This is a genomic window from Actinoalloteichus fjordicus (genome assembly GCF_001941625.1).
GTDB lineage: Bacteria > Actinomycetota > Actinomycetes > Mycobacteriales > Pseudonocardiaceae > Actinoalloteichus_A > Actinoalloteichus_A fjordicus.
Genome location: NZ_CP016076.1, coordinates 2,042,172 through 2,055,652, shown reverse-complemented (window position 1 = coordinate 2,055,652; position 13,481 = coordinate 2,042,172). Strand labels below are relative to the sequence as shown.

Sequence of the window (13,481 nt, the reverse complement as noted above, 5' to 3'; positions counted from 1 at the left end):
CCGGGGCGCCGCGCGACCTGCCTGCCGGTCACGACTTAGCCGCCTGCCCGGCTCGGGCGGGCGAGGTCCAGCCGTGCGCGGGCCGCCGCCCGCCCCGGAAACGGCCGTGGCAGCACGACCGGCCCGATCCCGGCCGGAAGGCGGCGCGGACCGGCGTGCCGGGCGGCTGAGGGCACGGTCGGGGTCGATGAGGCCGGGCTGTCGCGGCGCGGCAACCGCCGGTCGCCGGTCCCCGCCGCCGACCGGCGATCAGGCCGCGCCGCCCGGCTACACCTGAGCCGAGGCCACCGCGCGGCCGGAGTCCGCCGGCGGGCCGGCCACCGCCCCGCCGGGGCGGCCCCGGCCACGGCGATCACACGAGCCGAGGCGGAGCCGCGACGCGACTACCCTGGAGACCGTGTTGAGCGAGGAGATCGAGATCCGCACCGGCGGAGTGGAGGTCGTCTACGACCTGAGCGCGGAGTGCGAGCGGTTCCTGGCCGACGTCGGCCGCGTGGACGGGCTGCTGCACCTCTGGGTGCCGCACGCCACTGCGGGCCTGGCCGTCCTGGAGACGGGCGCGGGCAGCGACGAGGACCTGCTGGCCGCGCTGCGCGACCTCCTGCCCAAGGACGACCGATGGCGGCATCGCCACGGCTCCCCCGGCCACGGACGAGACCACGTTCTGCCCGCACTGGTCCCGCCGCACGCGAGCGTGCCGGTGTTCGACGGCCGGATGGCACTGGGCACCTGGCAGTCGGTGTGCCTGGTGGACACCAACATCGACAACCCGGTGCGGCGGGTGCGGTTCAGCTTCCTGCGGGGGTGAGCCCGCCGATCTCGGCCAGCAGCTCGAAGGAGCGCAGCCGCTCGGTGTGCCCGTGGATCATCGAGGTGACCATCAGCTCGTCGGCCTCGGTCCTGGCCAGCAGCTCGTCGAGCTGGGCCGTGACGGACTCCGGGGTGCCCACGACGTAGGAGGCCGACCAGGACTCCACGACGGCGAGTTCGGCCTCGGTGTAGGGATACTCGGCCGCTTCCTTCGGGCTGGGCAGCAGCCCCGGTCGTCCCGAACGCAGCCGCACCATGGCGAGCGCCTGCGAACCCGCCAGCCAGCGCGCCTGCTCCTCGGTCTCGGCCACCACCACGCCGACGGCCACCATCGCGTAGGGCTTGGCCAGGTCGGCCGACGGCGTGAAGTTCCGCCGGTAGGCGGCCAGCGCGGGCAGGGTGTTCTGGGCGCTGAAGTGGTGGGCGAAGGAGAACGGCAGGCCCATCATCCCGGCGGCGGTGGCGCTGTAGTCGCTGGAGCCGAGCAGCCACACCGGCGGCTTGTTGCCGGGGGCGGGCACGGCGGTGACGTCCCAGGCCGGATCGCCGCCTGAGGGGTCGAAGTAGTCGATCAGCTCCGCGAGCTGCCGGGGGAAGTCCTCCACGGACAGCGGATTGCTGGTGCGTCGCAGGGCGGCGGCGGTCCGCTGGTCGGTTCCCGGCGCGCGTCCGATGCCCAGGTCGATCCGCCCCGGATGCATCGCGGTCAGCATTCCGAACTGCTCGGCCACCACCAGCGGCGGATGGTTGGGCAGCATCACCCCGCCCGAGCCGACCCGCATCGTCGAGGTGTGCGCGGCGACCTGCCCGATCAGCACGGCGGGCGCGGAGCTGGCGATGCCCGGCATGTTGTGATGCTCGGCGACCCAGTAGCGGTGATAGCCGAGGCGCTCGGCGAGTCGGGCCAGGTCGAGGGTGTTCCGCAGGGCCTCGGTCGCGGTGGAGCCGGCGACGACGGGGGCGAGGTCCAGCACGGACAGCGGGACGGATCGAGAAAGGGTCACACGGCTGGCCAACGCGCGAGCGAGCCCGGAACTTCCCGCCGCCGCCGAGCGCTGCCTGCTCGAGGCATGGCGGGAGTCTCGGGTCACATGCGGCCGCCTGCGACACCCGAGCCCCGCATCGGTGCGTCGGCTGCCGTACTCGAGGCGCCGGTCGCGCGCGGGCTGCATCTCGGCCCGCCGTCCGCCAGGCCGTTCCCTGCACCCCCGCCGCTGGGCCAGACCGCGGCCGTACCAGACGTCCCCACAGCGCGCTTTCGGTGCTCCCAGGGCCGTCGGAGGCGGCCGGACCGCACCGCAGGCCTCCCGCCGGGCGAGCTCGACAGGCTCGGACGGTCCCGGCTCGCGGCGGGACGGCGCGGTGGCCGAACCCGTGGAACCCTGATCCGCCTGCCAGGTCGCCCGTTACCGTAAGACCCATGACTTCGTGGTCTCACGCCGGACAGTCGCCGGACGACTCAGGCGCACACGGGAAAGGCGGGTACCCGGCATCCGGATCCTTCCCTGCGCAGGGACCGGGCGCAGGTCCCACCGGCTCCTACGGCGGCCTCGGCGTCTACGGGGCGTCCGGCGGCGAGCCGCCCCGGTCCGGACCCGGCAGGGGTCGCGGCCTGCTGATCGGCGGGCTCAGCGTGCTGCTGGTCGCCGTCGTGACGACCACGATCGTCCTGCTGGTGAACGGCGGCGGACGAGGCAGCACCCCGGCCGCCGACCAGACCGCCACACAGGACACACCGACACCGATATCGGAGACCGCCGCAAGCCAGGAGACGGCGGACTCGCCTGCGGAGCCGCCGCACGTGCTCGGCTGGCAGGTCATCCACACCGAGCGCGGCGCGCTCTACGACGTGCCGAGGGACTGGGAGTTGTCGGAGCAGAACATCAGCTACGGCGACGTGGCCCAAGACGGCATCTCACTCGAGTCCGCCACCACGCTGGAACGCAACACCTGTGCCCCGGGCTTCCTCCGGGCCAGTGCAGGCGTGACGGTGCTGGCCGAGCCGGACCTGGCCGCCGCCGCGACCGACACCGCTCGACGGCTGGCAGAGAGCGCCTACAGCTCGCAGGAGACCCCGGCTGAGGTCGAGGTGGGCGATCCGGAGTCGATCACGCTGGCCGCCGACACGGCCGCGCAGTATGTGCAGGCCACCGCCACGGTATCCGACCCTGCGGAATGCGGATCGCCGGCAGGATCGATTCACGTCGTCACCATCCCCACCACCGACGGGAACGGGGCGCTCGCCCTGGCGGCCGTGGGGGATCAGCAGGTGGACAACTCGATCACGCCGGAAGACATGCGGCGCATCATCGAATCCTTCCGGCCGCCGATGCAGGGATGACCGAGCGGGGGAATGACCGAGCGTCTCGGGCCGCGAGCGGCTGCGATGCGCACACGCAGGCGACCGCTGATCGGTCGTGCGAGGCAGCCCTTGCCCCAGCGTCGGACTCGCCGAGTCCAACGTCCCGACGGTGGCCCAACCGACGCAGAAGGCGTGGCCGGGAGGCCCCGGCCACGCCTTCTCTGATGCTCTGATCGAGTCTCGACCCCGAATCGAGTCGTGTGCTCAGTCCCGCGTGATCTCGACCAGCCGGGCCACCACCGCGTCGACGGCGACGTCCTCGCGCTCGCCGCTGCGGCGGTCCTTGACCTCGACGACGCCCTGCGCCAGGCCGCGCCCGACCACCAGGATGGTGGGCACGCCGATCAGCTCGGCGTCGGCGAACTTCACGCCCGGCGAGGCCTTGCGGTCGTCGAGGATCACCCGGACGCCCTCGGCATCCAGCTCGGCGGCGAGCCGCTCCGCCGCCTCGCGCATCGCCTCGTCCTTGCCCGCGATCACCAGCTGCACGTCGGCGGGGGCGATCGCGCGGGGCCAGATCAGGCCCCGGCCGTCGTGGGACTGCTCGGCGATCGCCGCCACCAGCCGGGACACGCCGACCCCGTAGGAGCCCATGGTGATCCGCACCGGCTTGCCGTCGGGCCCCAGCGCATCCAGACCGAAGGCGTCGGCGAACTTGCGGCCGAGCTGGAAGATGTGCCCGATCTCGATGCCCCGCGCCGCCACCAGCGCGCCCGCGCCGTCCGGCGAGGGGTCGCCCACCCGGACCTCGGCGGCCTCGATGGTGCCGTCCGGCGTGAAGTCCCGGCCGCAGACGAGATTGACGACGTGGTGATCGGCCTTGTCGGCGCCGGTGACCCACACGGTGCCCGTGACCACCCTCGGGTCGACCAGGTAGCGCACGCCGTTGGCGATCAGCGCGCCCGGCCCGATGTAGCCCTTCACCATGAACGGGTTGGCCTCGAAGTCGGACTCCTCAAGCAGCGCCACCTCGGTGGGATAGAGCGAGGCCTCCAGCCGCTTGAAGTCCACCTCACGGTCGCCCGGCAGGCCGACGGCCAGCAGCTCCCACTCCTCGGCACCAGGAGCACGCGTCTTGACCATGACGTTCTTCAAGGTGTCCGCGGCGGTGAAGGTGCGGCCCAGGTCCGAGGCGTTGAGGTAGTCGACCAGCGTGGCGATGGTCGGCGTGTTCGGCGTGTGGTGGGCCGAGGCGGCGGGCACGTCGTCGAAGGGCTGCGCGGGAGGCGGTGTCGTGGTGATCGCCTCGACGTTGGCGGCGAAGCCGGACTCCAGACACCGCACGTAGGTGTCCTCACCGGTCTCGCTCTCGGCGAGGAACTCCTCGGACGCCGAACCGCCCATGGCCCCGGACATCGCCGAGACGATGACGTAGCGCAGGCCGAGCCGGTCGAAGATCCTGATGTAGGCGTCGCGGTGCTGCCGGTAGGAATGGTCCAGCCCCGCGTCGTCGAGGTCGAAGGAGTAGGAGTCCTTCATCAGGAACTCCCTGGTGCGCAGGATGCCCGCCCTCGGCCGCTCCTCGTCCCGGTACTTCGTCTGGATCTGGTAGAGCGTGACGGGGAAGTCCTTGTAGGAGCCGTACTCGCCCTTCACGGTGAGCGTGAACAGCTCCTCATGCGTCGGTCCGAGCAGGAAGTCGCCGCCCTTGCGGTCCTTGAGGCGGAACAGGTTGTCGCCGTACTCGGTCCACCGGCCGCTCGTCTCGTACGGTTCCCGGGGCAGCAGCGCGGGGAGCTGGATCTCCTGCGCGCCGAAGGCCTCCATCTCCTCGCGGACGATGCGCTCGATGTTGCGCAGCACGCGCAGTCCCAACGGCAGCCAGGAGTATCCGCCGGGGGCGACACGACGCACGTAGCCTGCCCGCACCAGCAGTGTGTGACTCGGAACCTCGGCGTCCGCCGGGTCCTCGCGCAGGGTGCGCAGGAACAACGACGACATCCTGGTGATCACGGTGACTCGCTCCTCGGCTGGTGCGGCAATGCGACGCCGGACGTGGTGGGAGACCACCCACGACCCGATCGCTTTTCTGGCGAGCAGCGTAGCGAGCGCCGATGCGGCCTCCTATCGGGTTATCACCCTGCGCAGTGGACGACCTCGTCGGCTGATCCACTCGACCGACGTCGACGCAGCCGTGCGCCCACGCCCTGCGGACCGCGTCGTCCACCCCGACCGGCGACGACCAGCCGGGCCGGGATCGCGGCGGTGCGCCGCCGATCTGCACCGGCACGCAGTCGGCCGGCTCGACGGCCGAGGCACGGCGGGCACCGGGTGCGGACACCGTCGGCGCCGGTCGGCCGCCTCGGCCGCTCAGGAGAGGCGCATGCGATGTCGGAACCAGGCCAGGGCGGCGACTGCGGCGCGGGCCTGGAACCGACGCAGGCCCGCCGCGCCCGCAGGCTCGGGCAGCCGCCTGCCGCGCTCCCAATAGCCTGCCAGCGCGGCGGCGAAGCCGGTGACCGCCCAGGCCGGGACGCCCGCCAACGAGGGGCGGGCGATGACGAGCCGCTCGGCATGTCGTGGCTCGTGTCCGGCCATCAACAGGGCAGGCACCAGACCGGCGACGTCCAGCCAGGCCGCGCCCCGTGCCGGACGGGCCCAGTCGACGACGATGATCCGACCGTCCAGGCGCCTGATCATGTTGTCCGGCCGCAGGTCGTTGTGCAGCAGCGTGTCGCCCTCGGCCCAGGGATGCCAGGCGCTCTCCATCGCCACGAGCGAGTCGAGATGTGTGTGCGCCCAGGGATCGAGGTTCTCCGGCGGCGCGGCGCGCAGGGCGGACCAGCCCTGCAACAGCGGACCGAGGTCGTCGAGCACGGCGGGCACCGAGGACAGCGGGCACGGGGTGAGGCCACGGGCCAGCCCGCCGACGGCGGCCAGCACGGCCGCCAGATCCGGGGAACCGGGACGCAGGCTGGGCTCCCGCCCGTCGACGTCCTCGAAGACCAGCGCCGTCCACTCTCGCTCCACGGTGAACAGGAGTCGGGGCGCAGGCGCCTCGACCGGCAGCTGGGCGGAGACTCGCGCCTCGGCGCGATAGGCGTCTGCCATCGGGTGATCGACGGGCAGGGCCTTGACGAAGACCCGTCTGCCGTCGGCGAGCAGCAGCCTGCTGGCGGCTCCCGGCGTGAAGCCGCCCGCCTGGCCGAGCGCCTGCACGACCGGGGCGGTGAGCCTCGCCTGCACCGAGGCACGGGTGGACTCCGGCACGTCCCGCCAAGCGGGTCGGGCGGCGCGGGCAGCGGGCACCACCGAGTTCACGGTCTCCTTCCGCCGCGTCGAGCCGAGCCGGTCGACGCGGCCGGTGACGATCAGGACGACGTCCGTCCCCGCGCCGAGGGTTCGACCCGTGATCGCCGGGACGGACCGACGCGGGCAGCGGGGCGAACGTGCGGCGGCGGGGTGGCGACCGGCGGGCGTTCGTCGCGCCCGCGCCGTCGCCGACGCAGGCGACAGACGGATGCGGATGCGGATGCGGGGAGCGGGGACGAAGCCGCCGAACACGGCCGAGGATCGGCGGAGCCGCAGTGTACGAAGCGAGCGGCTCTACCCGAACGGGTGATCCGGGTGAGACCTGCCGCTCGGTCCGAGCCCTCGCGGCGTCCTGGCGAGCCTGCGTCTGGTGCCTGCCCCGGCCGGCCGCCGCGCCGCCTCCCCACGCCGCACCGGCCGGGAAGGTCGGTACGGTGCGCGGGTGCTCGTGCTGCTGCCGCCCTCGGAGACCAAGGCACACGGCGGCGACGGCCCGCCGTTGAACCTCGACGGGCTCTCCTTCCCCGAACTCACCGACGTCCGGCGCACCCTGATCCGTGCGGTGGCCGCCCTCGCCGAGGACGTGCCCGCGAGCCTCGACGCGCTGGGGCTGTCGCCGAGGCAGAGCGCGGAGGCCGCGCGCAACGCCGTCCTGACCACCGCGGGCACGCTGCCCGCGCTGGCTCGCTACACCGGAGTGGTGTACGACGCGCTGGATCTCGCCAGTCTCTCCGCCGCCGATCGCGACCGGGCGACCAGCAGGCTCGCCGTCTCCTCTGCGCTGTTCGGTCTGGTCGGGGGCGGTGATCTGATTCCGGGCTATCGACTCTCGGCAGGCAGCAGACTGCCGGGACTCGCCTCACTGCGGAGTCTGTGGCGCCCGGTGGCGGGCCCGGTGCTCGCCGCGCAGGACGGCCTCATCGTCGATCTCCGCTCCGGCGCCTACGCCACGCTCGCCGACGCCCCCGGCGCGGTCGCCGTCCGCGTCCTCTCCGAGGACGAGTCCGGTGCGCGGTCGGTGGTGAGTCATGCCAACAAGCACCTCAAGGGCAGGCTGGCCCGTGCGCTGGTCCAGATCGAGCCGGAGCCGACCGGCGTGGACGAGGTCGTCGAGGCGGCGACCCGGCTGGGGCTGATCGCCGAACGACGCGGCTCGGGCGCCGTCGACCTGATCAGCCGCGTCGGAGCGCCCGTCGGCGCGGGCTGACGCCCGTCGGCGGGAAGGCAGGCGCGGGATTCAGGCGCGGGCGGCGGCCGACGGAGTCGGGCGCGGAAAATCAGTTGTCGCCGATCCATCGGGTCTGCAAGGCTCAACGCCATCGCGCACGACCGTCCGTGGTCTGCGCCCATCGCGAGGAGGTGCTGAATTGATGAACTCATCGACGCTCGACGCGGTCTGCATCACTCAGACGCCCCGCGCCTCCCGACACTGACTCCTCGCCAGTCGCAGTAGTTCGCCGACGGCGTCAGCGGTCTGTGCTCGCTCGGGAGTGCGCGCCTACTCCGCTGGAGTTCTCGCGATGTCTTCGCACCATTCGACCCACCAGTCCCCGGCGAATCCCACACCTTTCGCCACCACTCGGCGATCGACCGCGCCACGGCGGCAGGCGGCACAGCAGCCCGCGTCGTCGACGACCGGGCAGCGTCCCGCCGAGGCACCACCCGTGTCCCCGGAAACGGAATCGGAACGACCGTCCGAGGTCGACCGTCCCGCCGCGCCACCGTCCGGAACGACGGCCGACCGCACGGCCTCGGCCGTGGCTGCTGAATCGGCGAGGTCCGTGCCGCCGGACGCCGTGCCGGCGGACGCTGCCGAGCACGCCTCCGATCACGCGACCCCGCTCGGCGTCTCCTGGGACGGCGAGTACGGCGACGAGGACGATGTCGAAGGCCGGTACGGCGGCTTCACCGACTTCACCGACTTCTCCGACGAGCAGCCCAACGCGGAGGACGACGAGTACGACGAGTACGCGGACTACGACGACGCTGATCACGCCTGGGCCGGACGCGGGCGCAGGCCGCGCCGCAGGGCCCGCGACCAGGACGAGGCCGGACTCAGCCACCGCCGAGGCAGGCTGACCGAGGCGGCTCGGCAGCGGGCCCTGGAACTCCGCGAAGAGAACGTCGATCCCACCGACGTCCCCCTCCCAGCGGATGCCGACCGCTGGACCACCTGGGACGACGGCGTCCGGGGCCCGCTCCCCCACCCGGGCTGGCTCGTCACCGCCTCCGCCGCCTCGGATCGCGAACTCGGCGTGCTCAAGACCGGCAAGGAGGCTGAAGTTCACCTCATCGAGCGATCCGAGTCGATCACCGGGGCCTCCTGCCTGCTGGCCGCCAAGCGCTATCGCTCGGCCGAGCATCGGCTGTTCCACCGGGACGCTGGCTACCTGGAGGGCAGGCGGATGCGGCGTTCCCGCGAGATGCGGGCGATCGAGGGACGCACCGACTTCGGCCGCAACCTCATCGCCGAGCAGTGGGCGACAGCGGAGTTCGCCGCGTTGAGCAGGTTGTGGGAGCTGGGCGTCCCGGTGCCGTATCCGGCGCAGCAGGTCGGCACCGAACTGCTCATCGAGTTCCTCGGCGAGCCCGACGGCACCGCCGCACCGAGGCTGGCGCAGCTCCGCCCGGCCGAAGACGAGCTGGTCAGGCTGTGGGCGTCACTACTTCGGTCACTGCACCTGATGGCCTCGCACGGGCTCGCGCACGGCGACCTGTCCGCCTACAACCTACTCGTGCACCAGGGTGAGCTGATCCTGATCGATCTCCCGCAGCTCGTGGACGTCGTCGCCAATCCGGAGGGCCCGCGCTTCCTCGCCAGGGACGTGGCCAACGTCTCCGCGTGGTTCCTCGCTCACGGTCTGCCCGCCGAACTGGCCCACGAGAGCGAGTTGACGCGGGAGCTGCTCGACGCGGCGGGCCTGTCGACACCGCGATGATCCGGCGGAAACCGGTGGTCCTCGACACATCTCACACCGCGTGGACCACCGGTTTCGCTGGTCGGCCATCGACCTGCCCGCCGCCCGATGATGATCAGATCGTCCGGCCGTGTAGTCTCACAGGGCACCGCTCGGGTTCGAACTCCTTTCGTCGCCCGGTCGCCAAGGCGATTCTTCGGTGCTGTCGATCCACTCACTTACAGTCAAGGCGCTATGACGCGCCGGGCTCGTCCTTGAGATCGCACCCGCTTCGACTCTGCGCGGCGCATCCCCGAGACGTGCCATGTCACGGAGGTGCTTGTGCCAACCACGTCCCGAAGCCGTTCCGAACGCGCGCACTCGCCGCGTCACCCCAATGAGCATGGGCGTGGCGGCGACGGAGCGCGGCACGGCAGCGGCAGGCGACGTCCCCGCCGCGAGACCAGGCCGCAGCAGGCCGTCTCGCCGCTGCTTCACTCGGCGCTGGAGGCCACGGCCCCGCTGCCGACCGGCCCGATGCCGTCCTTCACGGAGCTGGGCCTGCCGGAGGCCCTGGTGCGGACGCTGTCCGAGAAGGGCATCACCGAGCCGTTCCCGATCCAGGCGGCCACGCTGCCCGACGTCCTGGCTCAGCGCGACGTGCTCGGCCGGGGCCAGACCGGTTCCGGCAAGACCCTCGCCTTCGGTCTCCCGATGCTGACCAGGCTCAAGGACGGCCAGACGGCGCCGCTGCGGCCCCGAGGCCTGATCCTGGTGCCCACTCGCGAGCTCGCGATGCAGGTGCACGACGCTCTGGAGCCGTTCGCCCACGCCCTGCGGTTGCGGACCACCACGGTGGTCGGCGGCACGTCCTTCCCCCGGCAGACCGCCGCGCTGCGGCGCGGCGTCGACCTGCTGATCGCGACGCCGGGCAGGCTCTCCGACCACGTCCGGCAGGGCACCTGCCAGCTCGACGACGTGATGATCGCCACCTTGGACGAGGCCGACCAGATGGCGGACATGGGCTTCCTGCCCCAGGTCCGCGCGATCCTCGACCTGGTGAAGCCCGGCGGACAGCGGCTGCTGTTCTCCGCGACGCTGGACCGCGAGGTCGGCACGCTGGTGCGGGAGTACCTCACCGACCCGGTGGTCCACGCCGTCGCCCCGCCTTCGGCGAGCGTCACGACCATGGAGCACCACCTGCTCCTCGTCTCGGCCGACGACAAGCCGGACGTGCTGGCGGGCATCGGCGCACGTGAGGGCCGCACGATCATGTTCGTGCGCACCAAGCACACCGCCGACCGCGTCGCCAAGAAGCTGCGGTCGGTCGGCGTCCGGGCCGGTGCGCTGCACGGCGGCAAGACTCAGAACGCCAGGACCCGCACGCTCGGCGAGTTCCGCGAGGGCAGCACGCCCGTGCTGGTCGCCACCGACGTCGCCGCGCGCGGCATCCACGTCGACGACGTCAGCCTGGTCGTGCACGTGGACCCGCCCGCAGACCCGAAGGACTACCTGCACCGTGCGGGACGTACCGCTCGGGCAGGTGAGTCGGGCGTGGTGGTCACGCTGGTGCTCAACGAGCAGCGTCGCAGTGTCACCGCGATGACGAACCGTGCGGGCGTGCGGGCGAAGTCGACCCGCGTGCGTCCCGGCGACGAGGAGCTGTCCACCCTCACCGGGGCCAGGACCCCCAGCGGCGAGCCGGTGGCCGAGCCGCGTCCGGAGCGTCAGCCCCGGCCGCGTCGGGCGGGTGCGCCCGGCGGCCGCGGTCGCGGCGGAGCGGGCGCGGCTCGCTCCGGCGGCTTCCGAGGCGGCGAGCGTCGGGACCGGGGCCAGCGGGAGAACCGCGCGAACTACTCGCGCTGATCAGACGCAGTGTCCTACGGCGGGGCCGGTCGCTTTCTGCGACCGGCCCCGCCGTCGTCTTTCCCGGGCCGGTGGCCGTCGGTCCGCCGTCGAGGGCCGGGCCGCGCTGCGGTGATTCGTGATCCCCCAGCGGACAGTCCGCGATGGCGGGCCCCGCCCGACCAGCGTTTTTGGCTGACCGAGCCACCGCACGGGCGATGAGTGCCGCGCCTCGAGTACCTCGTTCGGCCACTCCGTGTGGTCGATGAACAACGGGTCGAGTGCGAAGCAGCCGGTGGGTCGATCCCGGCCGCGATCGGTGTTCACCTGCCGATCGCCGCGCAAGATCCCGGCAGGCGACGTCGTCGTGGTGACCATGCTTGATGCAGGGATCCCGCAGCAGGCTGCCGCAGACCGATCCCCGCCCGTTGGCCGCCGGACAGAGCAGGCTCGGCGGCCGGATCAGACAGGCTGCTCGGCCCCTGTCTCCGTCGACGCCCGGTGAGGCATCGTCGACGACGTCGCCGCGCGGGGCATCCACGTCGACGACGTCGAGCGCCCTTCGGGGCCGCCGGAGGGACGACCGGGATCGGTCCGCCGTCCGGTCCGGACCGGCGTCGGACGGCGCAGGCCTTGCAGTCCGATCCCTCGGCGAGTGGCAGGCGCGGGCCGCCCGCCACTCGCCTGCGCCGATCAGGCCTCGGACTCCTCGTCCACCTCGGACGACGTCGGATGCGGCGCGGGCCCCAGCGCGGCCACGTCGCCGATGACGATCACGGCGGGCGGCCGGACCCCCGCCGAGGCGATGTCCTCGGCGACGGTGTCCAGAGTGGATCGCAGCACTCGCTGTGAGCGCAGCGTCCCGTCCTGCAGCACCGCCACCGGGGTGTCGGCCCGCCTGCCGTGCTCGGTCAGCACCGAGGCGAACTGCTCGATGCGTTCGACGCCCATCAGCAGCACGATGGTGCCGCGCAGCCGTGCGAGCGCCTGCCAGTCGGTCAGCGACCGGTCGTCGCTCGGAGCGACATGGCCGGAGACCACGACCACCTCATGAGCGACGCCCCGATGCGTCACGGGGACGTCGGCGACGGCCGGGACGGCGAAGGCACTCGTGACGCCGGGCACGACGGTGACGGGAACGCCCGCCTCCGCACACGCCAGGACCTCCTCGAACCCCCGGCCGAAGACGAACGGGTCTCCGCCCTTGAGCCGCACCACGAACCGACCCTGGCGGGCGCGTTCGATCAGCGTCGCGTTGATGACCTCCTGGTTCGCCGCCCGCCCGTAGGGGATCTTCGAGGCGTCGATCACCTCGACGTCGGGGGCCAGTTCCTCCAGCAGCTCACGAGGCGCCAGCCGGTCGGTCACCACGACGTCGGCGCGGGCGAGCAGCCGCCTGCCGCGCACCGTGATCAGATCGGGGTCGCCGGGACCGCCGCCGATGAGCGCGACACCGGCGGCGTGCTGCTCGGCGGTCTCGTCCTGATCGTCGATCGCCCCGGAACTCAAGCCGGCCAGTACTGCATCACGCACGGCGGCCGAGCGACGTGGCCGTCCGCCCGCGAGCACCCCGATGCGCAGGCCCGCGTGTTCGCCGACGGCGGGGGTCACGGCGCTGCCACCCGCCGCCTGATCGGCCCGGACGCAGAAGACCCTGCTCACCGCCGCCTCTGCCGCGACCTCGGCGTTGACCGACGGCTCCGAGGTGCAGGCCACGGCGAACCAGGCGTCGGCGAGATCGCCCGTCTGATAGGGCCGTCGCGACCAGGTCAGCTCGCCGGCGTCGGCCATCGCCTCCACCGACGGCGTGGCCTGCGGGGCGATGACCTCGACGACCGCGCCCGCACCGACCAGTCGGGGCAGCCGTCGCTGGGCAACGGTGCCCGCTCCCACCACCACGACCCGTCGACCGGTCAGCAGCAGCCCGGTGAGATAGGGATCGGGGGACCCGTCGTGCTGTTCGGCTCGCATGGTGCTCAAGGATGCCGTCAGGCGGGCCGGTGTCCTAGCGAACAGGCCGCGACACAGATCACGTCGACCGCGACCGGCCGAGGCACGAACGTCCGCAGGCTCGACCGGGCGCAGGGGCGTAGGCGGCTGTCGGCTGTCGGCTGTCGGCTGTCGGCTGTCGGCTGTCGGCTGTCGGCTGTCGGCTGTCGGCTGTCGGCTGTCGGCTGTCGGCTGTCGGCTGTCGGCTGTCGGCTGTCGGCTGTGGAGGTTCCTGCCCACGCCGGGAGTCCCGGCGCAATGCCTGGTCGTCGCAGCACTCCGCCCCGACTCCGCCGGACACCGGCCGCCGCCGAGAAGAAGTCGGC

The 13,481-nt window shown here is 72.6% G+C and carries 9 protein-coding genes; 5 read left to right on the top strand and 4 right to left on the bottom strand.

Features of this window, described 5'->3' with window-relative positions:
- Positions 1-397: 397 nt before the first annotated feature.
- On the top strand, positions 398-808 hold the full coding sequence (locus UA74_RS09295; RefSeq protein WP_075739893.1) for a YjbQ family protein: 411 nt from the start codon (positions 398-400) through the stop codon (positions 806-808).
- Here the strand turns inward: UA74_RS09295 and UA74_RS09290 are convergent.
- A complete protein-coding gene (locus UA74_RS09290; RefSeq protein WP_232237696.1) occupies positions 789-1,814 on the bottom strand; it encodes an LLM class flavin-dependent oxidoreductase in 1,026 nt (341 codons plus the stop codon). The genes UA74_RS09295 and UA74_RS09290 overlap by 20 nt on opposite strands.
- Before the next feature lie 416 nt (positions 1,815-2,230).
- Between UA74_RS09290 and UA74_RS09285 the strand changes: the two genes are divergently transcribed.
- Positions 2,231-3,151, top strand: coding sequence for a hypothetical protein (locus UA74_RS09285; protein ID WP_075739892.1), 921 nt, complete (start codon positions 2,231-2,233; stop codon positions 3,149-3,151).
- A 225-nt stretch (positions 3,152-3,376) separates the two neighbouring features.
- On the opposite strand, the gene UA74_RS09280 is transcribed toward UA74_RS09285, so the two are convergent.
- On the bottom strand, positions 3,377-5,125 hold the full coding sequence (locus UA74_RS09280; protein WP_075739891.1) for a proline--tRNA ligase: 1,749 nt from the start codon (positions 5,123-5,125) through the stop codon (positions 3,377-3,379).
- Positions 5,126-5,482: 357 nt separating this feature from the next.
- A complete protein-coding gene (locus UA74_RS09275; RefSeq protein WP_232237695.1) occupies positions 5,483-6,433 on the bottom strand; it encodes a phosphotransferase family protein in 951 nt (316 codons plus the stop codon).
- Positions 6,434-6,866: 433 nt separating this feature from the next.
- Between UA74_RS09275 and UA74_RS09270 the strand changes: the two genes are divergently transcribed.
- From UA74_RS09270 to UA74_RS09260, 3 genes are all read left to right on the top strand, one after another.
- Positions 6,867-7,631: a YaaA family protein gene (locus UA74_RS09270; RefSeq protein WP_075739890.1), complete on the top strand. Its 765-nt coding sequence runs from the start codon at positions 6,867-6,869 to the stop codon at positions 7,629-7,631.
- A 589-nt stretch (positions 7,632-8,220) separates the two neighbouring features.
- Entirely contained in the window at positions 8,221-9,363 is a 1,143-nt protein-coding gene (locus tag UA74_RS33435; RefSeq protein WP_404799968.1) for a serine protein kinase RIO, read from the top strand.
- A 300-nt stretch (positions 9,364-9,663) separates the two neighbouring features.
- Positions 9,664-11,187 (top strand): DEAD/DEAH box helicase, encoded by a 1,524-nt coding sequence (locus UA74_RS09260; RefSeq protein ID WP_075739889.1) that lies wholly within the window; start codon positions 9,664-9,666, stop codon positions 11,185-11,187.
- Positions 11,188-11,859: 672 nt separating this feature from the next.
- Here UA74_RS09260 and cobA read toward each other — a convergent pair.
- Positions 11,860-13,137 (bottom strand): uroporphyrinogen-III C-methyltransferase, encoded by a 1,278-nt coding sequence (gene cobA / locus UA74_RS09255; protein WP_075766061.1) that lies wholly within the window; start codon positions 13,135-13,137, stop codon positions 11,860-11,862.
- Positions 13,138-13,481: the final 344 nt, after the last annotated feature.